General features: G+C 66.5%; 25 protein-coding genes and 1 pseudogene. 3 read left to right on the top strand and 23 right to left on the bottom strand.

Going from position 1 to position 22,616, the window contains the following annotated elements; all coding sequences use genetic code 11:
* Positions 1 to 10 precede the first annotated feature (10 nt).
* The 10 genes from ubiB to rlmE all read right to left on the bottom strand — a co-directional run bounded on the left by ubiB (position 11) and on the right by rlmE (position 10,701).
* Positions 11 to 1,693: a 2-polyprenylphenol 6-hydroxylase gene (ubiB, locus tag LMF57_RS07540; protein ID WP_208082927.1), complete on the bottom strand. Its 1,683-nt coding sequence runs from the start codon at positions 1,691 to 1,693 to the stop codon at positions 11 to 13.
* Between the two features lie 35 nt (positions 1,694 to 1,728).
* The gene (locus tag LMF57_RS07535; RefSeq protein WP_208082926.1) at positions 1,729 to 2,223 is read right to left on the bottom strand and encodes a CinA family protein; all 495 of its coding nucleotides are present in this window, start codon (positions 2,221 to 2,223) and stop codon (positions 1,729 to 1,731) included.
* Between the two features lie 96 nt (positions 2,224 to 2,319).
* Positions 2,320 to 3,630 (bottom strand): ribosome rescue GTPase HflX, encoded by a 1,311-nt coding sequence (hflX, locus tag LMF57_RS07530; RefSeq protein WP_117310080.1) that lies wholly within the window; start codon positions 3,628 to 3,630, stop codon positions 2,320 to 2,322.
* A 14-nt stretch (positions 3,631 to 3,644) separates the two neighbouring features.
* Positions 3,645 to 3,920: an RNA chaperone Hfq gene (hfq, locus tag LMF57_RS07525; protein ID WP_025878916.1), complete on the bottom strand. Its 276-nt coding sequence runs from the start codon at positions 3,918 to 3,920 to the stop codon at positions 3,645 to 3,647.
* 95 nt (positions 3,921 to 4,015) lie between these two features.
* Complete coding sequence (gene miaA, locus LMF57_RS07520; protein ID WP_208082925.1) at positions 4,016 to 4,969, bottom strand: tRNA (adenosine(37)-N6)-dimethylallyltransferase MiaA; 954 nt, start codon at positions 4,967 to 4,969, stop codon at positions 4,016 to 4,018.
* Positions 4,969 to 5,865 carry a dihydropteroate synthase gene (gene folP / locus LMF57_RS07515; RefSeq protein WP_229291160.1) on the bottom strand — a complete coding sequence of 299 codons (897 nt, stop codon included), beginning with the start codon at positions 5,863 to 5,865 and terminating at the stop codon, positions 4,969 to 4,971. The genes miaA and folP overlap by 1 nt, the downstream gene beginning before the upstream one ends.
* 281 nt (positions 5,866 to 6,146) lie before the next feature.
* Positions 6,147 to 7,061 carry an IS110 family transposase gene (locus tag LMF57_RS07510; protein ID WP_117310880.1) on the bottom strand — a complete coding sequence of 305 codons (915 nt, stop codon included), beginning with the start codon at positions 7,059 to 7,061 and terminating at the stop codon, positions 6,147 to 6,149.
* A gap of 716 nt (positions 7,062 to 7,777) precedes the next feature.
* Positions 7,778 to 7,966, bottom strand: coding sequence for a hypothetical protein (locus LMF57_RS07505; RefSeq protein ID WP_229291159.1), 189 nt, complete (start codon positions 7,964 to 7,966; stop codon positions 7,778 to 7,780).
* 98 nt (positions 7,967 to 8,064) lie between these two features.
* Positions 8,065 to 10,002: an ATP-dependent zinc metalloprotease FtsH gene (gene ftsH / locus LMF57_RS07500; protein WP_162887629.1), complete on the bottom strand. Its 1,938-nt coding sequence runs from the start codon at positions 10,000 to 10,002 to the stop codon at positions 8,065 to 8,067.
* Positions 10,003 to 10,068: 66 nt separating this feature from the next.
* Positions 10,069 to 10,701 (bottom strand): 23S rRNA (uridine(2552)-2'-O)-methyltransferase RlmE, encoded by a 633-nt coding sequence (rlmE, locus tag LMF57_RS07495; RefSeq protein WP_008265654.1) that lies wholly within the window; start codon positions 10,699 to 10,701, stop codon positions 10,069 to 10,071.
* A 64-nt stretch (positions 10,702 to 10,765) separates the two neighbouring features.
* Here rlmE and yhbY point away from each other — a divergent pair, with 64 nt between their 5' ends.
* Complete coding sequence (gene yhbY / locus LMF57_RS07490; RefSeq protein ID WP_025878910.1) at positions 10,766 to 11,071, top strand: ribosome assembly RNA-binding protein YhbY; 306 nt, start codon at positions 10,766 to 10,768, stop codon at positions 11,069 to 11,071.
* Between the two features lie 12 nt (positions 11,072 to 11,083).
* Positions 11,084 to 11,458 (top strand): Mth938-like domain-containing protein, encoded by a 375-nt coding sequence (locus LMF57_RS07485; protein ID WP_208082923.1) that lies wholly within the window; start codon positions 11,084 to 11,086, stop codon positions 11,456 to 11,458.
* Between the two features lie 437 nt (positions 11,459 to 11,895).
* Here LMF57_RS07485 and LMF57_RS07480 read toward each other — a convergent pair whose 3' ends face one another.
* From LMF57_RS07480 to surE, 4 genes are read right to left on the bottom strand one after another with little or no spacing between them, the layout of a single operon-like run.
* Complete coding sequence (locus LMF57_RS07480) at positions 11,896 to 12,681, bottom strand: peptidoglycan DD-metalloendopeptidase family protein (RefSeq protein WP_117310073.1); 786 nt, start codon at positions 12,679 to 12,681, stop codon at positions 11,896 to 11,898.
* Positions 12,678 to 13,292 carry a DedA family protein gene (locus LMF57_RS07475; protein ID WP_117310072.1) on the bottom strand — a complete coding sequence of 205 codons (615 nt, stop codon included), beginning with the start codon at positions 13,290 to 13,292 and terminating at the stop codon, positions 12,678 to 12,680. Before LMF57_RS07475 ends, LMF57_RS07480 begins: the two co-directional genes overlap by 4 nt.
* Positions 13,293 to 13,311: 19 nt before the next feature.
* Positions 13,312 to 13,989 (bottom strand): protein-L-isoaspartate(D-aspartate) O-methyltransferase, encoded by a 678-nt coding sequence (locus LMF57_RS07470; protein WP_025878906.1) that lies wholly within the window; start codon positions 13,987 to 13,989, stop codon positions 13,312 to 13,314.
* Positions 13,986 to 14,765: a 5'/3'-nucleotidase SurE gene (gene surE / locus LMF57_RS07465; RefSeq protein ID WP_025878905.1), complete on the bottom strand. Its 780-nt coding sequence runs from the start codon at positions 14,763 to 14,765 to the stop codon at positions 13,986 to 13,988. The genes LMF57_RS07470 and surE overlap by 4 nt, the downstream gene beginning before the upstream one ends.
* 209 nt (positions 14,766 to 14,974) lie before the next feature.
* Here surE and LMF57_RS07460 point away from each other — a divergent pair, with 209 nt between their 5' ends.
* A complete protein-coding gene (locus LMF57_RS07460) occupies positions 14,975 to 15,514 on the top strand; it encodes a Smr/MutS family protein (protein ID WP_032976509.1) in 540 nt (179 codons plus the stop codon).
* 98 nt (positions 15,515 to 15,612) lie between these two features.
* Here LMF57_RS07460 and truD read toward each other — a convergent pair whose 3' ends face one another.
* From truD to LMF57_RS07415, 9 genes and pseudogenes are all read right to left on the bottom strand, one after another.
* Entirely contained in the window at positions 15,613 to 16,644 is a 1,032-nt protein-coding gene (truD, locus tag LMF57_RS07455) for a tRNA pseudouridine(13) synthase TruD (RefSeq protein ID WP_229291158.1), read from the bottom strand.
* A complete protein-coding gene (gene ispF / locus LMF57_RS07450; protein ID WP_229291157.1) occupies positions 16,641 to 17,138 on the bottom strand; it encodes a 2-C-methyl-D-erythritol 2,4-cyclodiphosphate synthase in 498 nt (165 codons plus the stop codon). The genes truD and ispF overlap by 4 nt, the downstream gene beginning before the upstream one ends.
* Before the next feature lie 34 nt (positions 17,139 to 17,172).
* Complete coding sequence (ispD, locus tag LMF57_RS07445) at positions 17,173 to 17,871, bottom strand: 2-C-methyl-D-erythritol 4-phosphate cytidylyltransferase (RefSeq protein ID WP_033830799.1); 699 nt, start codon at positions 17,869 to 17,871, stop codon at positions 17,173 to 17,175.
* Positions 17,868 to 18,218, bottom strand: a complete 351-nt coding sequence (ftsB, locus tag LMF57_RS07440) for a cell division protein FtsB (protein WP_117310070.1) — start codon at positions 18,216 to 18,218, stop codon at positions 17,868 to 17,870. The genes ispD and ftsB overlap by 4 nt, the downstream gene beginning before the upstream one ends.
* Positions 18,219 to 18,222: 4 nt before the next feature.
* Positions 18,223 to 19,515, bottom strand: a complete 1,293-nt coding sequence (gene eno / locus LMF57_RS07435; RefSeq protein ID WP_032976506.1) for a phosphopyruvate hydratase — start codon at positions 19,513 to 19,515, stop codon at positions 18,223 to 18,225.
* Positions 19,516 to 19,612: 97 nt separating this feature from the next.
* A complete protein-coding gene (locus LMF57_RS07430) occupies positions 19,613 to 19,945 on the bottom strand; it encodes a hypothetical protein (protein ID WP_117310068.1) in 333 nt (110 codons plus the stop codon).
* Entirely contained in the window at positions 19,945 to 20,292 is a 348-nt protein-coding gene (locus LMF57_RS07425) for a hypothetical protein (protein WP_229291156.1), read from the bottom strand. The genes LMF57_RS07430 and LMF57_RS07425 overlap by 1 nt, the downstream gene beginning before the upstream one ends.
* A gap of 35 nt (positions 20,293 to 20,327) precedes the next feature.
* Positions 20,328 to 20,675 (bottom strand): annotated as a pseudogene (locus LMF57_RS07420) (3-deoxy-8-phosphooctulonate synthase); the annotation flags it as partial.
* Positions 20,676 to 20,765: 90 nt separating this feature from the next.
* Positions 20,766 to 22,430 carry a CTP synthase gene (locus tag LMF57_RS07415; protein WP_117310066.1) on the bottom strand — a complete coding sequence of 555 codons (1,665 nt, stop codon included), beginning with the start codon at positions 22,428 to 22,430 and terminating at the stop codon, positions 20,766 to 20,768.
* Positions 22,431 to 22,616 lie beyond the last annotated feature (186 nt).

Here is a 22,616-nt window from a genome sequence, read left to right as displayed (position 1 = left end):
GGTAAGCACACTACGTGTGCTTGCCGCTTCTCCAGATCGAGAACAGGATCCACACCCCGCAGAACCCTGCGCCGATGAAACCGCACACGCCCAGCGCCAGCAGCCAACGACTGGAAACGCCGCCTACGCTGTGCATCACGATCGAGGAGCCGATGATCAGGGCTGCCGTGACGATCCCCATCACCAAGCGGTTCGCGGCGCGATTGACCTGGTCGCCGAAGCCCTGCAGCGCGTTGGTCTCGACCTTCAGCTGCAGCCGGCCACGGCGCGCCGCCTGCACCAGCTTGCGCAGGTCCCTTGGCAACTCACCGGCGAAGTCGATCATGCCGAGCAGGCTGCGCCGGCCACGCTTGAACAGCGCCCGCGGCGCATAGCGCTGCAGTACCACCCGCTCCAGGAAGGGACGCGCGGCGCTGGCCATGTCGAAATCCGGGTCGAGCTGGCGGCCCATGCCCTCCAGCGTCAGGAAGGCCTTGATCATCAGCGCCAGATCTGCCGGCAGGGTCAGGTTGTAGCTGCGCAGCAGCTGGGTGATGTCGCCCAGCATCAGGCCGATGCGCAGGTCCTTCAGCGGCACGCCGCGGTACTGGTCGACGAACAGGCTGATGTCATGCTGCAACCGGTTCTCGTCCACTTCCACGCCACCGGCCCAGTCCAGCAACACATCGGCCACGCCCTGCGGATCCTGTTCAACCAGACCGTGCAGCAGCTGCGCGACCTGGAAGCGACGCACCTCCGACAACGCGCCGACCATGCCGAAATCGATCACGCCGATGCGGCCGTCGCGCAGGTAGATGATGTTGCCCGGGTGCGGATCGGCATGGAAACTGCCGTCCTCCAGCACCATCTTCAATACGATGTCGGCGCCACGCCGGGCCAGTTCACGGCGGTCGATGCCGGCCGCATCGACACCGGCCAGATCACGTCCGGCAATGCCGTCGACGAAATCCTGGACATTCAGGCTTTCGCAGGTCCATTGCCAGTGCACCGCCGGAATCAGGATGTCGTCACGGCCCTCGAAGTTGCGCGCGATTCGCTCGGCGTTGCGGCACTCCGCGGCAAAATCCAGCTCGCGGCGCAGCGACACGGTGAACTGCTGCACCACCTCGGCGGGCCGATAACGGCGCAGATCCGGCAGCCGTGCCTCAACGATTTCGGCCAGCCGTGCCAGCAGGCGCAGATCGGCTTCAACCACGTCACGGATACCAGGGCGACGCACCTTCAGCACCACTTCGCGGCCATCACGCAGCCGCGCCCGATGGGCCTGGGCCAAGGACGCGGCCGCCATCGGGGTTTCATCAAGGGAGGCAAACACCTGCGACGGCGGTGCACCGAGATCGGCCTCCAGCTGTTCGCGGATCTTCTCGTAGGGCAATGCCGGGACCGCGTTCTGCAACTCGGAGAGTTCGGCGATCCAGTCCGGCGGCAACAGGTCGACGCGGGTGGCGAGCACCTGGCCCAGCTTCACGAACGTCGGCCCGAGGTCCTGCAGGGCGCTGCGCACGCGCACCGGCGCGGTCATCCGCAGCATTTCCTGCCGCTCCTCGTTCCAGTGCAGCAGGCGGCCGGTACGTTCCAGTACCGTGGCCAGGCCGATGCGCCGCACCACGTCGCCGAAGCCGTAGCGGATCAGGACGGCGGCGATTTCCTGCAGCCGGCCAAGGTCACGGACGGTGCCCAGCGTCTCCCACATCGTTGCCTACTCCGGTTGATTGCCGGAGCAGCATGTCACAGCTGGGCGTCGATGCCGTGCAATGCCGCCGCTACGGTCTGCCGGCGGATGGCTTCACGGTCACCGTCGAACTGGAACAGTTCGGCCCGGGCATAGCCGCCACGGCGCTTCCAGCCGATCCAGACACTGCCTACAGGCTTGTCCGGGCTGCCACCGCCCGGCCCTGCAATACCGGTCACCGCCACCGCGATGCCGGCACCGGAATTGACCAGCGCCCCGGAGACCATCTCCAGCACGGTTTCACGGCTGACCGCGCCGAACTGCTCCAGCGTCTGCGCACGCACGCCGAGCAGGCGCTGCTTGGCTTCATAGCTGTAGACCACCATGCCGCAGTCGAAGAACACCGAGGAACCGGCGATGTCGGTCATGCACTTGGCGATCCAGCCGCCGCTGCAGCTTTCAGCGGTGACCAGCTGCAGCGAAGCCTGCTGCAGGCGCTGGCCCAGGGCAGCGGCCTGGGCATTGAGTTCGGTGTCGGTCGGGAAGGCCATCGGGGTAGCTGGAAGATGAAGAGCCTGCACGTTGTACCGCAGATGGCAGGGCGGTGTCGCGGCCGCAGGACATGCCGGCCAGCGGCCAGCACTCGCTCACCATTCGGGCAGCTTCTCCGGCAGCAGGGCCCGGATCGGCTCGCCGTCGGCTGTGGCGGCCAGCTTCTCGGCCTCGGCGATGGGAAGATCGACCTGCAGCAACCAGCCTTCTTCATCGGCCTGCTCGCTGCGGATCACTTCCAGTTGATGCAGGCGCGCGCGCAGGCGGCCGGCACTGGGCGGCAGGCGCAGCTCGCCGGTGACATGCTGCAGGCCCAACCGCTTGCCGAGCACGGCCTGCAGCAGCTCCATGCCCTGCCCGTCGCGTGCGGAAATCCACACCCGCTCGCGCCGCGATTCATCCGGTACGCCGTCCTGGCCATCGTGGCGCACGTCGGCACCCTCGATGCGGTCGATCTTGTTGAACACCAGCAGCTGCGGCAGATCGCCGGCACCGACCGCGGTCAGCACCTCGTCGACCTGGGCGATGCGCTCCTCGCGATGCGGGTCCGCGGCATCGACGACATGCAGCAGGAAGTCCGCTTCCCGCGCTTCAGACAGGGTCGAGCGGAAGGCCGCCACCAGGTCATGCGGCAGGTCGCGTACGAAACCAACTGTATCGGCCAGCACGACGTTGCCACCGGGCACGGCGATCCGGCGTACGGTCGGATCGAGGGTGGCGAACAACTGGTCGGCCGCATACGCCTCGGCGCCGGTCATCGCATTGAACAAGGTCGATTTGCCGGCGTTGGTGTAGCCCACCAGGGCCACGCGCGGCAGTTCGCTGCGCACACGCGCACGGCGCATCTGGGTGCGCTGTACTTCGACCTTCTCCAGCCGCTTCTGCAGCTGCTCGACCCGCTTCTGCAGCAGGCGGCGATCGGTTTCCAGCTGGGTTTCACCCGGGCCGCGCAGGCCGATCGAACCGCCGCGCTGGCGCTCCAGGTGGGTCCAACCCCGCACCAGGCGGGTCGCCAGATGGCGCAGCTGGGCCAGCTCGACCTGCAGCTTGCCTTCATGGCTGTGCGCACGCTGGGCGAAGATATCCAGGATCAGACCGGTACGGTCGATCACCCGGCGCTCCAGGAAACGTTCCAGATTGCGCTCCTGACCCGGGCTCAACGAATGGTTGACCAGGATCAGGTCGGCTCCGGTCGCCTCGGCCGCAGCCTTGATCTCATCCAGCTTGCCGCTGCCGATCAGGGTTGACGGGTTGGGGCGGTCCAGCCGCGCGGTGATGGTCACCGCGATGCTGGCGCCGGCCGAGCGGGCCAGATCACCGAATTCTTCCAGCACATCGTCTTCCAGCTTGCCGAAATGCGGCTGGATCAACAGGGCGTGTTCGCCCTTTTTCGAGCGGTCAAACATTCACCGCTCCAACATCATTCGTCTGCTTCATCACCCGCCTGACCATCCTCACCTGATTGCACGTACCCGCCACCCGGGCCGACCTTGACGTTGCGCGCCGGCACCACGGTGGAAATGGCGTGCTTGTAGACCATCTGGCTGACGGTGTTGCGCAGCAGAACGACGAACTGATCGAACGATTCGATCGTGCCCTGCAGCTTGATGCCGTTGACCAGGTACACCGAAACCGGCACGCGCTCGCGCCGCAGTGCATTCAAGAAAGGATCCTGCAGCGATTGCCCCTTGGACATTGCACACTCCTGATTATTGTTCTTATTGGTAGCCGGCGGTTGCTGCGGCCCCCGAGCCGCTTGCCGGCCCATGATGGTACACGGCCAGCGCCGGTTCAGCGTGCAACGAAGGTCGACACCGCGCCCGCCAGGCGCTCCCCATCCATATGGGGGTCGAACCAGCGCGCATCAAGCTCGCCGCGCAGCCAGGTAAGCTGGCGCTTGGCCAGTTGCCGGGTGGCGAAAATGGACTTGTCCCGGAAGCGGGCCGCGTCCCCGTCGCCGTCCAGGTACTCCCAGGCCTGGCGATACCCCACCGCGCGGACAGCGGGCAGGTCCAGCGGTGCGGCCACCGCCCGCATTTCCGGCAATGCACGCAGGGCGCGCACTTCGTCGAGGAAGCCCTGCGCGAGCATGGCGTCGAAGCGGGCCTCGATGCGCTGGTGCAGGACGGCGCGGTCGCGCGGCGCCAGAATCAGCTTCAACGTGCGCACCGGCAACGGAGCCACTCCGGGGCGGCGCTGCCATTCACTGATCGGCGTGCCGGTCAGCCGGTAGACCTCCAGCGCCCGCTGGATGCGTTGCGGGTCGGTGGCATGGATGCGTGCCGCGGCGGCGGGGTCAACGGCGGCCAGTTCGGCGTGCAGCGCCGCCCAGCCTCGCTCGGCGGCCTCGGCGCTCAGCACGGCACGTATCGCCGGGTCGGCCTCCGGCATCGGCGACAAACCCTGCAACAGCGCGCGGAAGTACAGGCCCGTGCCGCCGGCCAGGATCGGAGTCTTGCCTCGGGCGGCGATGTCGGCCACCACGCGGGCGGCGTCGGCAGCGAACTCGGCCGCCGAATAGGTCTGCCAGGGATCACGCAGGTCCAGCAGGTGGTGCGGTGCCTGTGCGCGCTCGGCCGCATCCGGCTTGGCCGAACCGATATCCAGGCCGCGATAGACCAGCGCCGAATCGACACTGACGATTTCACCGTCCAGCTGCCGCGCCAGCGCGATCGCGGTGGCGGTCTTGCCGCTGGCGGTCGGCCCCATCACGGCGATCGCCAGCGGCCGCTGATCCACTGCCATCAGTCTTCGTCCGGCCAGCGGAGGGTCGGCTTGGCGTCCACCCGCACGGCAGGTACCGCCTCGACCGCCTGCCAGACCTTCAATGCATCGACCGTCGCTGCCACATCGTGCACGCGCACGATACGGGCGCCGCGCTGCACGGCGATCAGGTGTGCGGCCACCGACGCAGCGACACGCTCTGCCGGCGACTGACGACCGGTCAGCTCGCCCAGGCTGCGCTTGCGCGACAGCCCGGCCAGCATCGGCACGCCCAGTTCAAGGAAACGCTCCGAACGGGCCAGCAGCGTCATGTTGTGGGCCGTGGTCTTGCCGAAGCCGAAGCCGAGGTCGATCACCAGATTCTTCCTGGCGATGCCGGCCATCTCCGCGGCGAACAGCCGCTGCACCAGGAAGCCATGAACCTCAGCGACCACGTCGTCGTACTGCGGGTCGGCCTGCATATGACCCGGTTCGCCCTGCATGTGCATCAGCACCACCGGCACGCCTGCGTCCGCCGCCACCTGCAGCGCACCCTCCTGGCGCAGGCCGAAGATGTCGTTGATCATCCCGGCGCCTGAGGCAACGGCGGCACGCATCACCTCCGGCTTGAAGGTATCGATGCTGATCGGGACCGCCGTGCGCGCTGCCAGCTGCTCGATGACCGGGACGACACGACGCAGTTCCTCGTCGATCGACACCGGCGCCGCGCCCGGACGGGTCGATTCGCCGCCGATGTCGAGCAGGTCGGCGCCCTCCTCCACCAGCTTCAGGCCATGCGCGACCGCCGCCTCGGTGGTGTCATGGGCACCCCCATCGGAGAACGAATCCGGGGTGACGTTGACGATACCCATGACCCGGGCACGGTCCAGGCGCAGGATGCGGCCGGCGCAATCGAGCTGGGGCGAGATGTCGAACATGGTCAATCCTGCGGGCAACGAAGGTTAGTTTAAGACGGCAGGGCTGCGCCCTGCACCCGCAGAGGCGGAAGTGCCGGCCGCTGGCCGGCAAGCTCAACAACAGCAACAGCGGCAACAGCGGGCTATCCGTGGGATGGCGGGACGGTGTCGGATTGCGGGGACGCCGCAAGTACGCCCGTGTAGCAACTGTGTTGCAGGAGGAGCCTGGGCCCCTCCTGCAGACGGGCACGGTAGTGCCGGCCGCTGGCCGGCAGCCTCAGGAGCAACGCCCTCTGGTGCGCTCAGGCGGGGATCGATCCGCCTTGAGCGTCACGCATACGGGCGTTGAGAATCACCAGCATCTTCCGCATCACCGCCACGATGGCCACTTTGCCTTCCTTGCCCCGCGCTCGCAGCGACTGGTAAAAGTCCCGCAGGCGAGGTTCATGCCGCATGGCCGACATGCTGGCCATGTAGAGCACCTGACGGATCTCAGCCCTGCCGCCATGGATGCTTCGTTTGCCACGCATGGTCCCGCTGTCATGGGACATCGGTGCCACACCGACCAGGCTGGCCACGGCCTTGCCACTGATCTTGCCCAGCTCGGGAAGATAGCTGGCCAACACGGCCTGCAGGCCCGGGCCAACACCTTTCATCGACTTCAGGACAGCCAGTTGAGGCTGCTTGGAAACCTGTTCGGAAATCCGCTTTCCCAAACGTTCCACCGTTCTCTGCAAGCAAGTGATGTTGGCCTGAAGCAGTCGGCGTAATTCACGATTACCCACCATTTCCTGCTGCTGCCGCGCGACGGTCAGCGCGTGCATCGCCTGTCGGCGTGCCCGCACGAAGTCACGCATTTCCCGCTGCCAAGGCTCCAGTGGCTGATAGGAACGCAGCTTCACCAGCGCGGCCATCTTGGCCAAGGCATAGGCATCCAAACGGTCGGTCTTGGCCATGTGGCCAAGCCCCTGGGCCAGTTTCCGCGCCCGCAGGGCATTGGCGCGGACCACCGGATGACCAGCGTTGTGCAGGAAGTCCAGCACAGGCTGTTCGTAGCCACCAGTGGCCTCCAGCACGATCTGGACGGCCGGATGCCCTTGCAGCCAGAGGTCCAATTCAGCAAAGCCGGAGCGGCTATTGCTGACCTGCAGGGTCTTTCCGTCTGTCGTGCCAACGTCCAGCTGGCGCTTGCTGACATCAATCCCGATCCCGTTCATCACCGGACTCCGTATAGTCTGGAAGGGTCGAGAGCTCCCCGCTTGCCCAGTCTTATCACTGCGAGTGTCAGCTCCAGCAACTGTTCGGGCGGATCAAGGGAGATTCCGGCGTGGGCGCCAAGCTACATGGCGATCGTTGAGATCCAGGCTTACACGGCGGCCCACGCCGGCTCTCGACACCTACGGTGCCAGATTCCAATCAGATAAGGCTTGGCCGCGCCATCCATGGCGCGGACACCCCGCAATCCGACACCGCCCCGCCTTCGACAATTTCCCCCTGCTGTAGGGCCGCTGTTGGTAGGTGTCGACCTTGGTCGACACGGTAGATCCACGCCATGCGTGGATGCTCTTCGTTCAATTGTCGAGATATTCGATTCCGATGGAGATTCATCCACGCATGGCGTGGATCTACTGGCCACCGGGAAACTCTCGAAGGCGGGGTGGGTCCGATTGCGGGGGCGTGAGCCGCATGGGCCCGAGGCATGCCTCGGGCGGGCTGGGCAGGACGCCCAACCCCGGTCTTGCCGTGTGCGCAGGACAGCGCACACGAGCAAGCGGCGACCGAGCCTACATGGACGTACTTGCAGCGCCCCCCCGCAACCGGACCCACCCCGCCATCCCACGGAATGCTGCGGTTGCTTTTGCTGTTGAGGTTGCCGGCCAGCGGCCGGCACTACCGCTTCGGCAGGTGCAGGGCGCCGCCCTGCCGGCAAACCTCACCGCTGCCGGCGACGCTTCCGGTCCACGTACAGCGTCTTGATGATGCTCAGCAGGATACCCACCGCGATACCCACGCCACAGCCGAGCAGCAGATTGTCCACGGTCAGGCCGACAGTGACGCCGACTACGGTGGCGATCACCATCTCGGTGGTGTGGGAAATCGGTTCAGGCTTGGGGGCGGACATGCGGACTCCAGCGGACTGTCAGGATCGGATGGGCCGGGGCCCGGAAACAACAAGGCCGGGTTGCCCCGGCCTCGTCTTGCATTGCGTACGGCAGGCCGTCAGATCGATTCGGCCGGACCGGCGATCGGCGGCAACGGACGGGCATCGCCGCCCTTGTCGTTGTTGCCGCCATCCTTGTTGGACTTGTTCCAGCCCATCGGCGGCGGCGGATCACGACCTTCCATGATCGCGTCGATCTGCGGCGCATCAATGGTTTCGTACTGCAGCAGCAGCTGCGACATCGTGTGCAGCTTGTCGATGTTCTCGGTCAGCAGCTCGGTGGTGCGGGCGTACGCCTTGTCGAGGATGTTGCGCACTTCCTCGTCGATGCGACGGGCAGTGTCGTTGGACACGCTCTTGTGCTGGGTCACCGAACGACCCAGGAACACCTCATCGTCCTCTTCGCCATAGGCGATCGGGCCGAGCTGCTCGGACAGGCCCCACTTGGTGACCATGTTGCGGGCCATCTTGGTGGCACGCTCGATGTCGTTGGACGCACCGGTGGTGACCTTGTCGGTACCGAAGATCAGTTCTTCGGCCACGCGTCCACCGTACAGCGAGCACAGCTGCGACTGGATCGCCACGCGGTTCATCGAGTACTTGTCGCCTTCCGGCAGGTACATGGTCACGCCCAGCGCACGGCCGCGCGGAATGATCGTGACCTTGTAGACCGGGTCATGCTCCGGCACCAGGCGGCCAACGATGGCATGGCCGGCTTCGTGGTAAGCGGTGAGGGTCTTCTCCTCCTCGCTCATGGCCATCGAGCGGCGCTCGGCACCCATCAGGATCTTGTCGCGGGCGCGATCGAAGTGGTCCATGCGGACCTCCTTCTCGTTGCCACGGGCGGCGAACAGGGCGGCCTCGTTGCAGAGGTTGGCCAGGTCGGCGCCGGAGAAGCCCGGCGTACCACGCGCGATCACCATCGGCACGACATCGTCGGCCAGCGGCAGCTTGCGCATGTGCACCTTGAGGATGTGCTCGCGGCCCTTCACGTCCGGCAGGCCGACCACGACCTGGCGGTCGAAGCGGCCCGGACGCAGCAGCGCCGGGTCCAGTACGTCCGGACGGTTGGTGGCGGCGATCACGATCACGCCTTCACCGCCTTCGAAACCGTCCATCTCGACCAGCAGCTGGTTCAGGGTCTGCTCGCGCTCATCATGACCGCCGCCCAGGCCGGCACCACGGTGGCGACCGACGGCGTCGATCTCATCGATGAAGATGATGCACGGCGCGTGCTTCTTGGCCTGCTCGAACATGTCGCGCACACGGCTGGCGCCGACGCCGACGAACATTTCCACGAAGTCCGAACCGGAGATCGAGAAGAACGGTACCTTGGCTTCACCGGCAATGGCCTTGGCCAGCAGCGTCTTGCCGGTACCCGGCGGGCCTACCATCAATACGCCGCGCGGGATCTTGCCGCCGAGCTTGGTGAACTTGGACGGGTCACGCAGGAAGTCGACCAGTTCGCCGACTTCTTCCTTGGCCTCGTCGCAACCGGCAACATCGGCGAAGGTGACCTTGATCTGGTCTTCACCCTGCAGCTTGGCGCGCGACTTGCCGAAGGACATCGCGCCCTTGGCACCGCCGCCACCGCCCTGCATCTGCCGCATGATGAACAGCCAGAAGCCGATGATCAGGATGACCGGCAGGAAATTCATCAGGATCGCGCCGAGGGAGATGCCGCTGGACGGCTCTTCCTGCACGATCTCGACGTTCTTGGTGCGCAGCACGTTGATCAGGTCGCGATCGAACGGCGCGGTGATGGTGGACGACTGTCCACCACGGGTGGTGTAGGTGATCTGGCTGGTACCGCCGCGCGTATCGCCGCCAAAGGCGACCTTCTGCACGTTGCCGCTATCCACCTGGTCCAGGAACTGCGAATACGAAGCGCCCTGCGCCCCGGCCCCGGAGGTCTTGGGCGAGAAGCTCTGGAAGACCACCATCAGCACGACGGCGACGACCACCCATAGCAGGAGGTTCTTGGTCAAGTCGTTCATCCTCATTGGCTCCGGTGTTCCTCTTAGTGCTGGCGTTGCGTTGGGGTCGAGCTTACGGGGTCGAGCTTACTTCATGTGGGCGCGTTTTCCCTGACCCAAGGCATACACCTCGGGAGAGCGCTTGCGCGAGGCTTCCGGCTTGCGGATGGAAACCTTGTCGTACCGGCGGCGCATCTCGCGCACGTAGTCGTCAAAGCCTTCGCCCTGGAACAGCTTGATCAGGAACGCCCCACCGGTCTTGAGGTGGTTGTCGGCAAAATCCAGCGCCAGCTCCGCCAGGTGCATCATCCGCGGCTGGTCGACCGCGCCCACACCACTCTTATTGGGGGCCATGTCCGACAGCACAAGGTCTACCGGCTGATCCCCGAGCATGGCTTCAAACTGCGATAGGACGGTTTCTTCCCTGAAGTCACCGTGAAGGAACTCCACGCCGGCCAGCGGCGGCATGTCCAGGATGTCGAGAGCGAGCACACGTCCGGTATCGCCGATCTGTCTCCGCACCTGCTGAGACCAGCCACCCGGGGCCGCGCCGAGGTCGACCACCACCATGTGCGGCTTCAGCAGCCGGTCACGTTCGAGCAGTTCTTCAAGCTTGTAGGCCGCACGGGAGCGCATGCCTTCGGCCTGGGCCTTCTTCACGAAGGGATCGGAGAAGTGTTCCTTGAGCCAGCGCTGGCTGCTTTTGCTGCGGGTCGCCATTGGAAATAGGGGCTGATGGGGTCGCCATGATACCCTGATCGTCCCATTCAACCGTGTTTTCTGCATGCCCACTGCCTTGACCCCTTCCCAGACCCGTTTCCTGCGCGGCCAAGCCCACGACCTGAAGGCCCTGCTGCAGACCGGCGGCAAGGGCGTCACTCCGGCCTTCCTGACCGAGCTGAACGAAGTGCTGGAACGCCACGAACTGGTCAAGGTGAAGGTTGCCGCCGAAGACCGTGACGCCCGCGACGTGATGATTGGCGAGATCGTGCAGGCCACCGACAGTGCGCTGGTGCAGCGTATCGGCCATGTGGCCGTGCTGTATCGCCCGAGCAAGGAACACCGCCAGATCGTGCTGCCGCGCGGCTGATCGGACCCTGCCATGCAGCTGAACCATGAACTGCCCGACTACGCCTACAGCCTGCGCGCCGCTGACGGTCGCTCGGCACGGGTGAATGATCGCGTTCTGGGCAACAGCTTCTTCCTGACCCCGGACCAGCTGGTCGAACAGTGGCCGGTGACCGACGTCACGGCGCTGCAGCTGGCTGACCTGGAGCCGATCCTGGCACTGAAGCCGGCGTTGATACTGCTCGGCACCGGCGAGCGCCAGGCGTTCCCGCCGGCGGTCGTCATGGCCGCCTGCCTGTCGCGCGGCATCGGACTGGAAGTGATGAACAATCCGGCTGCCGCACGCACCTTCAACATCCTTGCCGGCGAAGGCCGCAAGGTGGCGGCCGCCTTCATCCTGGAAGGCTGAGGCCCGAGGTCGCCGGGCATGGCCCGGCGCTACCTGAACACGTTGCGCATATGTAAGCGTCCGAGCCCATGCTCGGGCAGTGCTGCATTGCGGCGTACAGCCGCCGGGCATGGCCCGGCGCTACCCGTATCTGCCCGCGCTAGCGCGCAGGCAGATACTGCTGCGGGTCGACCGGCTTGCCGTTGTAGCGGGTGAGCCGAGGGCGCTTGCGGCCCATGGGACGCGCCCTTGGCGAACGCCCGGCGCGCTGCGCCGGGCCGGGGATCCGCCCGGAGAAAGAGCGGCCGGTTACTTCGCAGGCAGATACTGCTGCGGGTCGACCGGCTTGCCGTTGTAGCGGGTGAGCCGAGGGCGCTTGCGGCCCATGGGACGCGCCCTTGGCGAACGCCCGGCGCGCTGCGCCGGGCCGGGGATCCGCCCGGAGAAAGAGCGGCCGGTTACTTCGCCGGCAGATATTGCTGCGGGTCGACCGGCTTGCCGTTGTAGCGGATCTCGAAGTGCAGCATGTCCCGGTTGGCGCCGGTACGGCCCATCTCGGCGATCTGCTCGCCGGCCTTCACGCTCTGCCCTTCATTGACCAGGCGCTTGCGGTTGTGGCCATAGGCCGACAGCCACTGATCGCTATGCTTGATGATGATCAGCTCGCCATAGCCGACCAGGCCGGCGCCGGAATACACCACCACGCCATTGGCCGTGGCCTTCACCGGCGCGCCGCTGGTGCCGGCGATGTCCACGCCCTGCTTGGTCGCATCGCCGGCCACGTAGCGGCCCACGACTGCGCCATCGGCCGGCCAGCGCCAGGCGATGTTGCTCTTGACCGGACCAGCCGGACCCGGCGTCGGCGCGGTACTGCCGCCAGACGTGCTGCCAGCCGGACGCGGCGCGGTGACCACGGTGGTCGGCGCACGGCCGCCACCGGAACCGGCCGGATACAGGCGGATCACCTGCCCCGGGTAAATGGTCGACGGGTTGACCAGGCTGTTCCAGGCGATCAGGTCGGCCGGCGTGATGTCGTGGATGCGGGCCAGCGCATAGATGGTGTCGCCCTTGCGCACGACCACCGTCTGCCCCGGCTTGGGCACCGACGTCTTCGGCGTGCTGACGCCACTGCTGCCGCCGCCACTGGGCCGGACCACGGTGGCGGTGCCACAGGCGGCCAGGGTGGATACCAGCAACGCCAGCGCGCCGATGCGCACTCCCTTGCTCAGACGATCTGCACTCATGCGAACTTCGACCTCCATACAAGCCAGGCGATCAGCACCACCACCAACGCGGTGGCGATCCAGCCCAGCGGTTCAATCCATCGGCGCAGCGCAGCTTCGGCGCGCGCACCACCGATACGGATGACCGCAGCCAGCACGAACACGCGCTTGCCACGACCGATCAACATGCTCAACAGGTACTGCGGCATCGGCACGCCGACGATACCCGATGCCCACGTGAAGACCTTCATCGGAATCGGCATGAAGCCGCCCAGCACCAGGAAGGTGAACACCGCCCAAGGCGACTCCACCATCTTGGCCTGCACGGTAGCGATGCCCTGCTCGATCGCCGGCAGCATGCCCAGCGCCTCGAACATCGGCTTGACCGCTTCAAACGCATAGTGGCCCAGCGCGTAGCCGACCAGCGCGCCGACCATCGAGCCGGCCAGGCTGAGGGTGGCGAACCACCAGCCGCGCCTGGGCTGGGCCACACACATCGGCGCCAGCATCACTTCCGGCATCACCGGGAAGATGATGGCTTCGAAAAAGCTCAGCACCATCAGGTAAGTCGGCGCGCGCTCATGCGCGGCCCACTTCATCGCCCGCTCGTACAGCGGCCCGAAAATCTTCATGCAACCCTGCTCCGTGGATTCAATCGAGCATGCCAGACAGCAGCGGCACGAAGGTGACCGGCGCCAGCACGCGTTGTTCGATGCTGCCGTCGTCCTTGCGGTCGAGCTGCACCAGCGACTGTGCGCCCGCGCCACCGACCGGGGCGACCAGGCGCCCACCTGCGGCCAGCTGCTCGACCAGCGCATCGACCAGTGCCGGGGCGGCGGCGGTAACCACGATGGCGTCGAACGGGCCATGCTCGGCCCAGCCCACGCGGCCGTCGTCGTGCTTGGTGCGGATGTTCATGCCCAGCGCGCGGAAGCGCTTGCGCGCCTGCCGCAGCAGGTCACCGATGCGCTCGACGGTATAGACCTCCAGCCCCAGCGCACCGAGCACGGCGGCCTGGTAGCCCGAGCCGGTACCCACTTCGAGCACCTTCTTCGGCGCCACCTGCAGCACGGCCTCGGTCATCCGCGCGACCACCCACGGCTGGGAAATGGTCTGGCCGTGGCCGATCGGCAGCGCGGTGTCTTCATAGGCGCGCGAGGCCAGGGCCTCATCGATGAACAGATGGCGCGGCACCACCCGGATCGCGTTCAGCGTCGACTCGTCGACGATGCCGGCTTCGCGCAGGCGGTCGACCAGGCGGTCGCGCACGCGCTGCGATGTCATGCCGATGCCGACTGCTTCCGGCTGCAGGCGCAGGCGTGGGCTCATGCCGGCCGGTCCAGCGCGGCGCTGAGGCCGCCGACCCAGCTGGCGACCTTTTCCAGTGCCTGGTAGCGGGTCAGGTCAACCTGGATCGGGGTGATCGAAATGTGGCCGGTGCGTACCGCATGGAAATCGGTGCCCGGGCCGGAGTCCTGCTCGCGGCCGGCCGGACCGATCCAGTACACCTCGTTGCCGCGCGGGTCTTTCTGCGCGATGCAGCCCTCGGCGCGATGACGGTTGCCCAGGCGGGTGACTTCGAAGCCCTTGACCTCGCTCCACGGCAGGTCCGGCACATTGACGTTGAGGATGGTGTCGGCCGGCAGCGGATCGGCCTTGAGGCGGGCAACGATCTCCACCGCAGCACGCGCCGCCGTCTCGAAATGCTTCGGGTCGTGGTTACGGGTCACCAGCGACACCGCTACTGCAGGCAGGCCGAGGAAACGACCTTCCATCGCCGCCGAGACGGTGCCGGAATAGATCACGTCGTCGCCGAGGTTGGCGGCATTGTTGATACCGGACACGACAATGTCAGGCTCGAATTCGAGCAGGCCGGTCAGCGCAAGGTGCACGCAGTCGGTGGGCGTGCCGGCCACCGACACGGTGTAGTGGTCGATGCGCTTGAGCCGGATCGGCAGATCCAGGGTCAGCGAATTGCTGGCGCCGGAGCGATCGCGGTCCGGTGCGACCACCGTGACTTCGTGCCCGGCCTCGCGCAGCACGGATGCAAGCATCCGGATGCCCGCCGCGTCGACACCGTCATCATTGCTGACCAGGATGCGCATCTTCGATTTAACCGCTTGATTTTCCAAGAATTCGATCCCGTCACCTTGCAACGTGGGCGAAGCCGGCCCGTCTCCTCCAGGGAGGCGGCAGCTCCGCAAGTGCGCCGACTATTGTGCCGCAAGCGGGCGCTGGGTCCTACCCTGTCTGCGGTCACGGCCGACATCGAACGGTCATAGGCAGACCCGCGCAGGCGGTTTACCCTGTGCGCATGTCGCACCCTGAAGACGAAGATCCGGCTGCATTGTTCCGTGCCGCCATCGGCGAAGTGACGCCGCTGCGCAAGGAAGTGGAGCCCGCGCCTGCTGCGCCGCGGCCCAGGCCGCGTGCGCGCATGGCCGAGCGCGACGACGCGGAAGCCGCCGGTGAGTTCGCCCGGCTGCTGCGCGACAACGCCCCGCTGGAAGCGGGCGACGTTGCCAGCTACCGGCGCGACAACCTGCCGCCACGCCTGTTCCAGCGCTTGAAGCGCGGACAGTACTCGGTGCAGGACGAACTGGACCTGCACGGCGCCACCGCCGCGCAGGCCGAGATGATGCTGCGCCAGTTCCTGCTGGAGGCGCACGCCCACGAGTACGGCTGCGTGCGCATCATCCACGGCAAGGGCCTGCAGTCCGATGGCAGCGCACCGGTGCTGAAGAACCTGGTGGATCGCCTGCTGCGCCTGCGCAACGACGTGCTGGCGTTCCATTCCGCCCCGACCGGGCAAGGCGGCACCGGCGCCATGCTGGTGCTGCTGGCGCGGCGTTGAGGTAACGCATCCACGCATGGCGTGGATCTACTGTGGCGGGCGGAGGAAAGTGGATCCACGGCATGCGTGGATGCTCTTCGCCTCCGCCACCATTTCCGTCAGGCCTGCGACGCGTCTTCGACCGGGCCGAGCTCGTGCAGAACCGCGGTGGCATAGCAGCCTGGCGGCAGCGCGAAGGACAACTCCAGTACGTCCGCGGCCAGCCACTGGTGCTGCAGCAGCGCTGGACGCAACCGCAGCGCGCGCCGCTCCTGCTTCAGCCGCGCCTCTTCCAGGCCGGTGCGCAGCGCCTTGGATTCGTCATCATCCAGCGCTGCCAGTTCCAGCTCACGGGCGGCGTCGCTGCTGCGCAGCTCACCCTCGCCCCACAACGGAGCACTGGGGTGGATGTCGAAGCGCGCCAGGCGCTCGGCCAGCACGTCGCTGTAGGGCTCGGGGCCGAATACGCTGCGGCTGCCATCAAGCATCCACACTTCGCCCTGCAGCGGCTGGTCCCAGCTGCCCTGCTCCACGCGTGCAGCGAGCACGCGGTTGAACAAGGCCGAACGCGCCGCCGACAACAGCAGCGAACGCTGGTCCTTGCGCATGCGCCGGCCACCGAACATCGCCAACGCAGCGGGAACGTTGCCGCCATCGCGCCCGAAGCGCTGCTCGCCGAACCAGTTCGGCAGGCCGCGCATGGCGATCTGCTGCAGGCGCTCGTCGATTGCCGCAGCGTCACCCTGCACGTCGCGCAGCACCAGCCTGAATCGGTTGCCCGCCAGCGCACCGCGCTGCAGCTTGCGGTTGTGCCAGGTGGAGTCGATCACCTCGATCTCGTCACTGGCCAGCTCGGCCAGATCGGGCGCGACGCGCTTGGGCAGATGTACGCTGAAACGCTGGGTGGTGACCGCATTGCGATCCTTCATGCCGGCATAGCTGACCGCCATTTCCGGCAGGCCTGCCCACTTGGCCAGTACCTTGGCCACGTGCACCGTATTGGCCCCACGCTTGCGGACATGCAGCAGCAGATGCTCGCCTTCACCGGTCGCCTCGAAAGCGGGCAGCTCATCGACCTGGAAATCTTCCGGCGTGGTGCGGATGCGCGCCTGCAGCAGCGGCGCACCGAACGCGAGCGGCAACGGGATCATGCGGCCACCAGCAGCACGACCGCCTGCGCGGCGATGCCTTCGCCACGGCCGGTGAAGCCCAGCTTCTCGGACGTGGTGGCCTTGACGCTCACTGCATTCAACGGCAGCTGCAACAGTTCACCGATGCGCTCGCGCATGGCCAGCGCATGCGGGCCGACCTTGGGCCGTTCGCAGATCACGGTGATGTCGGTGTTGCCGACACGCCAGCCGCGCTCACGCAGCAGGCCATCGCAATGGCGCACGAACTCGCTGCTGTCCGCGCCCTTCCAGCGGTCGTCAGTGGGCGGGAAGTGCTGGCCAATGTCGCCCAGCGCGATCGCACCGAGCATGGCGTCGCACAACGCGTGCAGGATGACGTCGCCGTCGCTGTGCGCAAGCACGCCGCAGCTGTGCGGCACCGCGATGCCACCGAGCATGATGTGGTCGCCTTCACCGAAGGCATGGACGTCGTAGCCCTGGCCGATACGGACGGGCGGGAACGGGGAGGTGCTCATGGATGCAGCCCTTGCAGCAGGGCCGCGCGGGCGTTCAGCCGGCGCGGCGGGAGAGTACGAATTCGAAACGATCGAGATCGGCCGGGGTGGTGACCTTGAAGTTGTCCTCGCTGCCTTCCACCAGCAGCGGGCGCTGGCCCTGGCGCTCCATGGCCATGGCGTCGTCGGTCACATCGATACCTGCGGCTGCGGCCTCGGACAGTGCGCGGATCAGCTGGTGGCGGCGGAACAGCTGCGGCGTCAGTGCGCGCCACAGGCGCTCACGTGGCTCGGTGCCGTCGATGCCACCATCATCACCAGCACGCTTGAGCGTGTCGCGTACCGGCGCGGCCAGGATGGCGCCGACCGGATCGGTGCGACCCACTTCCAGCAGGCGGCCAAGATCGGCCTGCGACAGGTTCGGACGCGCCGCGTCATGCACCAGCACGAATTCATCGGCACGCACGCTGTCCGGCAAGGCCTGCAGCCCCGCCAGCACCGAGGCGGCGCGGGTGGCGCCACCGGTGCAGGTCAACACCGGCTTTCCGGCCCATTCGCTCCAGCCCGGCCAGTCGGCATCGTCCGCACCGATCACCACCATCGCCCCGGCCACGGCCGGGTGTGCCAGCAGTGCGTCCAGGGTGTGGGCGAGCAGGGTCTGCCCGCCCGCCTGCAGGTACTGCTTGGGCAACGGCGCACCAAAACGTGTGCCGCGCCCTGCGGCCGGAACAACCACCCAGATCGCCGCGCTCATGGCACGTCCGCCGGATGGTCACCGGCCGGGGCCGCGACCGGCGCAGGCTGCGCCGGAGGCGTCGGTGCATCTTCCACGACGCGATAGAACTTCTCGCCGGGCTTGATCATGCCCAGCTCGCTGCGCGCGCGTTCTTCGATGGCGGACTGGCCTTCCTTGAGGTCCTTCACTTCGGCAGCAAGCGCATCGTTGCGCTGCTGCAGACCGTCATTGTCCCGCTCCTGGTTGGCGACCTGGGCTTCGAGCATCATCACTTCACCCGAATTGCCCGGGCCGAACCAGAAACGGTACTGCAGCCATGCCAGCAGCAGGGCCAGCAACAACAGCAGCCAGCGCCAGTCGCGCATCGGCTCAGCGCTTCAGCGACACGAACGCGTCGCGACCAGCGTAACGCGCGCCGGCACCGAGGGCTTCCTCGATGCGCAGCAGCTGGTTGTACTTGGCCACGCGATCGCTGCGGCACAGCGAGCCGGTCTTGATCTGGGTAGCGGTGGTCGCCACCGCGATGTCGGCGATGGTGGTGTCCTCGGTTTCACCCGAACGATGCGAGACCACGGCGGCGTAGCCGGCACGGTCGGCCATGGCGATCGCTTCCAGCGTTTCGCTGAGGGTACCGATCTGGTTGACCTTGATCAGGATCGCGTTGGCGGTGCCCGAATCGATGCCTTCCTGGAAGATCTTCGGATTGGTGACGAACAGATCGTCGCCGACCAGCTGCACCTTCTTGCCGATGCGATCGGTCAACAGCTTCCAGCCCGCCCAGTCGTTCTCGGCCAGGCCGTCTTCGATGGTGATGATCGGGTACTGCGCGGCCCAGTCGGCGAGGAAGTCGACGAACTGTTCGGAGGTCAGGCGCTTGTTCTCGCCGACCAGGTTGTACTTGCCGTTCTCGAAGAATTCGCTGGAGGCCACGTCCAGGCCCAGCAGCACGTCTTCACCGGCGGTGTAGCCGGCCTTGCCGATGGCTTCGAGGATGGTGTCCAGCGCTTCGACGTTGCTGCGGAAGTCCGGCGCGAAGCCGCCTTCGTCGCCCACCGCCGTGCTCAGGCCGTGGCCTTTCAGCACCGACTTCAGCGAATGGAAGATTTCGGTACCGGCACGCAGCGCTTCGGAGAACGAGGTGAAGCCGACCGGCAGCACCATGAACTCCTGGAAATCGACGTTGTTGTCGGCGTGCGCGCCGCCGTTGATGATGTTCATCATCGGCACCGGCAGCGACGGGGTCGCGCCGGTCTTGCCGGCCAGGTACTGCCACAGCGCCTGCTTGCTGGAGGCAGCGGCGGCGTGCGCGGCGGCCATGGAAACACCCAGCAGGGCGTTGGCGCCCAGGCGGCCCTTGTTCTCGGTGCCATCCAGATCGATCAGGCGACGGTCCAGGCCGGCCTGGTCGGTAGCCTCGAAGCCCTTCAGTGCGTTGGCGATGGCGCCGTTGACGTTGTCGACGGCCTTGCGCACGCCCTTGCCGAGGTAACGGGTCTTGTCGCCGTCACGCAGCTCCACCGCTTCCTTGGTGCCGGTCGATGCGCCGGAGGGAACCGCGGCGCGACCGAACGAACCGTCCTCCAGGGTGACTTCGGCTTCCAGCGTGGGGTTGCCACGGCTGTCGAGGATTTCACGGGCATGGATGCTGCGGATCGTACTCATGGTCGGGCCGGTTACCTGTATGGAGAGGGGGCGACAAAAACGAATGCCGCGTGATTATCCCCGGCTACCCCTCACTTGCCAAATGGCGTGATGGGCATCAGCCCCAGCTGGACCCGATCACGATCAGCAGCAGCGACACCAGCATCACCAGCAGGGCACCGGCAATGGCCGCGCACACCGGCCCGCGCCGGCGCCGCCAGGCCATCACCATCGCCACCAGGCTGCCCACGAAGGACAGCACCAGCGTGACCAGCGCGCCCAGCATCCAGTACTGCATGGCCTGCACGCCGTTGTTGCCATCCCCCGGCGGACGGAAGCTGGCGGCGAAGGCCAGCACGCCCACGAGCAAGCCGCCCCAGGCGAGCACCGACAGCAACAGGGCGATCAGGCCCCACGGCCAGCTGCGCGAGGGTTCAGGCATCGTATTCATCAAAGAAGATCGTGCAGCAGGATGCCCGCCCACAGCGACAGCACGACCATCGCCAGCGCAGCGGTAACCCTGCCCCGGTTCAGGCGCCAGCCGAGCACCGCGGCGAAAAACCCTGCGGAAATGGTCAGCACTTCGGCCACCGCCAGGGCGATGACGAAGGGCATCAGGTTCACTACCGGACCGCCGGCACTCGACGGGCGCATGCCGGCACCGAACAGCATGCCGATGGCGAATACACCCGACACCGACAGCAATGCCAGGCCGAGTGCGATCGGGCCCCACGGCCACTGCCGCCAGCGCCGGCGACGACGCTGGATCTTCAGCGCCGCCTGCGGGTGCTGGCTCACGGGAAGCGCGAGAAGCAGTTGAAGCCCGTCTGCGCCTGGTGGACCAGGAACGCCAAGGGCCGCATCACATCCACCACCGAGGCCAGTTCATCCGTCGGGGTGTATTCGTGCACGTCGGTAAGCACCGGCACGCCGATCTGCTTCGTGCCCCCTGCCATCACCTTCAGGCCCTCTTCCATGCCCAGGCCACGGAGGGCCGTGCAGGGGGTACGGTTGGCCGTGTCGAAGCTGGACTTGAAGATGAAGTTCCCACCGAGCCTGTCGGTCACTTCCTTCAGCTTGCCGGCGGTATCCAGCTGCAGCTGCATCGATTCGATCACGCAGGAGCCGGCGATCAGGAACAGGGGCTGCGCCGGTCCGGCCTCGAATCCACACAGTTTCATGGTGTTTCCTTGTTGTCCCCTACACCGGCAGTGCCGCTGCGCTGGGAATAGAAGCGAGCAAGATTGGGGGCCGGCGGCCCCCATGACAAGTCAGGCGCGCACTTCCTGCAGCAGCTTGCCACCGGCCTTGCGCTCGCGCGCGGCACGGATGAAGCCGATGAACAGCGGGTGGCCATCACGCGGGGTGGACAGGAATTCCGGATGCGCTTGGCAGGCCAGGAACCACGGATGCTGGTCGCGCGGCAGTTCAACCACTTCCACCAGGGTGTCGTCCATCGACTTGCCGGCGATCACCAGGCCGGCGTCTTCCAGCTGGGTGCGGTAGCGGTTGTTGAATTCGTAACGGTGGCGGTGGCGCTCGGCGACCACGTCCTTGCCGTACAGTTCGCGGGCCAGCGTGCCCGGCTTCAGGCGCTGCTCCTGCAGGCCCAGGCGCATGGTGCCACCCAGGTCACTCTTGTCGTCACGCTTTTCCACGTCGCCGGTGGCCGTGCGCCATTCGGTGATCAGGCCGATCACCGGGTTCGGCGACTGGCGATCATTCTCGGTGCTGTTGGCGTCTTCCAGGCCCACCACGTGGCGCGCGTAGTCGACCACCGCAGCCTGCATGCCGTAGCAGATGCCGAAGTACGGCACCTTGTGCTCACGGGCGTACTGCGAGGTGAGCACCTTGCCTTCGAAGCCACGGTCGCCGAAACCACCCGGCACCAGGATGCCGTCGACATCGGCCAGCGCGGACATGTCGCTGCCTTCCAGGTCCTGCGCTTCCAGCCACTTCAGGGTAACCTTGGTGCGCTGGCGCAGGCCACCGTGCTTGAGCGCTTCGCCGACCGACTTGTAGGCGTCCTGGTGGTCGACGTACTTGCCGACCACCGCGATGGTCACCGCATCCAGCGGATGCAGGGTGGCATCGACGGCGTCTTCCCACATCGACAGGTCGGCCGGGCCGGCCTTGTCGGCCAGCTTCAGCTGGTTGATGACGATCTCGTCCAGGCCCTGTGCGTGCAGGCCCATCGGAATGCGGTACAGCACATCGACGTCGGGCACGCTGATCACCGCGCGCTCGGAGACGTTGGTGAACTGGGCGATCTTGCGACGCTCCGAATCCGGTACAGGCTGTTCCGAACGGCACAGCAGCACGTCCGGCTGGATGCCGATCGAACGCAGTTCCTTCACCGAGTGCTGGGTCGGCTTGGTCTTCAGTTCACCCGCGGCGGCGATGTACGGCACCAGGGTGAGGTGCATGAACAGCGCCTTTTCCGGGCCGCGCTCGGTGCGCACCTGGCGGATCGCCTCCAGGAACGGCAGCGATTCGATGTCGCCGACGGTGCCGCCGATCTCCACCAGTGCCACGTCGAAGCCCTCGGTGGCTTCGTCCATGCAGCGACGGATCTCGTCGGTGATGTGGGGAATGACCTGCACGGTCGCGCCCAGGTAGTCGCCGCGGCGCTCCTTGCGGATCACTTCCTCATAGATGCGACCGGTGGTGACAGAGTTCTTGCGGCTCAGGCGGGTGCGCACGAAGCGCTCGTAGTGGCCCAGGTCGAGGTCGGTCTCGGCGCCGTCGTCGGTGACATACACCTCACCGTGCTGGAACGGGCTCATCGTGCCCGGGTCGACGTTGATGTACGGATCGAGCTTCATCATCGTGACCTTCAGGCCACGCGCTTCGAGAATGGCGGCCAGTGACGCGGCGGCAATACCTTTGCCGAGCGAGGACACCACGCCGCCGGTTACGAAAATCAAGGGAGTCATGGCTGCAAGCATCCTGTCTGGAAATGGAAAACGGCAGCGCCACGCCTGCCCGGGGGGCGGGCGCGGAGCAGAAAGGGGGTTTTCCGGTTCGCTGGAGCAGCGAGGGAGGCGCGGGCCCGGCCAGCGCAATGCGCCAGCGGGGAACCACCCTGCGAGGTCGGGGCGGCCGTGCCGGTCACTTCGACC

This window comes from Stenotrophomonas sp. SI-NJAU-1 (assembly GCF_020883215.1).
In the GTDB taxonomy this organism is placed as follows: domain Bacteria; phylum Pseudomonadota; class Gammaproteobacteria; order Xanthomonadales; family Xanthomonadaceae; genus Stenotrophomonas; species Stenotrophomonas indicatrix.
The sequence above is the reverse complement of the archived record's forward strand: the minus strand, read 5'-3'. Positions and strand labels throughout refer to the sequence as shown.

Bases quoted from the DNA above. Each gene is read 5' to 3' on its own strand.
- miaA (WP_208082925.1), bottom strand. From the start codon at position 4,969: ATGGCAGTGGATCAGCGGCCGCTGGCGATCGCCGTGATGGGGCCGACC.
- ftsH (WP_162887629.1), bottom strand. From the start codon at position 10,002: ATGAACGACTTGACCAAGAACCTCCTGCTATGGGTGGTCGTCGCCGTC.
- ispD (WP_033830799.1), bottom strand. From the start codon at position 17,871: ATGAGCGCGGCGATCTGGGTGGTTGTTCCGGCCGCAGGGCGCGGCACA.
- rlmE (WP_008265654.1), bottom strand. From the start codon at position 10,701: ATGGCGACCCGCAGCAAAAGCAGCCAGCGCTGGCTCAAGGAACACTTC.
- hfq (WP_025878916.1), bottom strand. From the start codon at position 3,920: ATGTCCAAGGGGCAATCGCTGCAGGATCCTTTCTTGAATGCACTGCGG.
- LMF57_RS07415 (WP_117310066.1), bottom strand. From the start codon at position 22,430: ATGACTCCCTTGATTTTCGTAACCGGCGGCGTGGTGTCCTCGCTCGGC.
- LMF57_RS07505 (WP_229291159.1), bottom strand. From the start codon at position 7,966: ATGTCCGCCCCCAAGCCTGAACCGATTTCCCACACCACCGAGATGGTG.
- LMF57_RS07485 (WP_208082923.1), top strand. From the start codon at position 11,084: ATGCAGCTGAACCATGAACTGCCCGACTACGCCTACAGCCTGCGCGCC.
- ubiB (WP_208082927.1), bottom strand. From the start codon at position 1,693: ATGTGGGAGACGCTGGGCACCGTCCGTGACCTTGGCCGGCTGCAGGAA.
- eno (WP_032976506.1), bottom strand. From the start codon at position 19,515: ATGAGTACGATCCGCAGCATCCATGCCCGTGAAATCCTCGACAGCCGT.
- truD (WP_229291158.1), bottom strand. From the start codon at position 16,644: ATGATCCCGTTGCCGCTCGCGTTCGGTGCGCCGCTGCTGCAGGCGCGC.
- LMF57_RS07460 (WP_032976509.1), top strand. From the start codon at position 14,975: ATGTCGCACCCTGAAGACGAAGATCCGGCTGCATTGTTCCGTGCCGCC.
- folP (WP_229291160.1), bottom strand. From the start codon at position 5,865: ATGTTCGACATCTCGCCCCAGCTCGATTGCGCCGGCCGCATCCTGCGC.
- hflX (WP_117310080.1), bottom strand. From the start codon at position 3,630: ATGTTTGACCGCTCGAAAAAGGGCGAACACGCCCTGTTGATCCAGCCG.
- LMF57_RS07510 (WP_117310880.1), bottom strand. From the start codon at position 7,061: ATGAACGGGATCGGGATTGATGTCAGCAAGCGCCAGCTGGACGTTGGC.
- yhbY (WP_025878910.1), top strand. From the start codon at position 10,766: ATGCCCACTGCCTTGACCCCTTCCCAGACCCGTTTCCTGCGCGGCCAA.
- ispF (WP_229291157.1), bottom strand. From the start codon at position 17,138: ATGAGCACCTCCCCGTTCCCGCCCGTCCGTATCGGCCAGGGCTACGAC.
- LMF57_RS07475 (WP_117310072.1), bottom strand. From the start codon at position 13,292: ATGAAGATTTTCGGGCCGCTGTACGAGCGGGCGATGAAGTGGGCCGCG.
- LMF57_RS07430 (WP_117310068.1), bottom strand. From the start codon at position 19,945: ATGAATACGATGCCTGAACCCTCGCGCAGCTGGCCGTGGGGCCTGATC.
- LMF57_RS07535 (WP_208082926.1), bottom strand. From the start codon at position 2,223: ATGGCCTTCCCGACCGACACCGAACTCAATGCCCAGGCCGCTGCCCTG.
- LMF57_RS07480 (WP_117310073.1), bottom strand. From the start codon at position 12,681: ATGAGTGCAGATCGTCTGAGCAAGGGAGTGCGCATCGGCGCGCTGGCG.
- LMF57_RS07470 (WP_025878906.1), bottom strand. From the start codon at position 13,989: ATGAGCCCACGCCTGCGCCTGCAGCCGGAAGCAGTCGGCATCGGCATG.
- ftsB (WP_117310070.1), bottom strand. From the start codon at position 18,218: ATGCGCGACTGGCGCTGGCTGCTGTTGTTGCTGGCCCTGCTGCTGGCA.
- surE (WP_025878905.1), bottom strand. From the start codon at position 14,765: ATGCGCATCCTGGTCAGCAATGATGACGGTGTCGACGCGGCGGGCATC.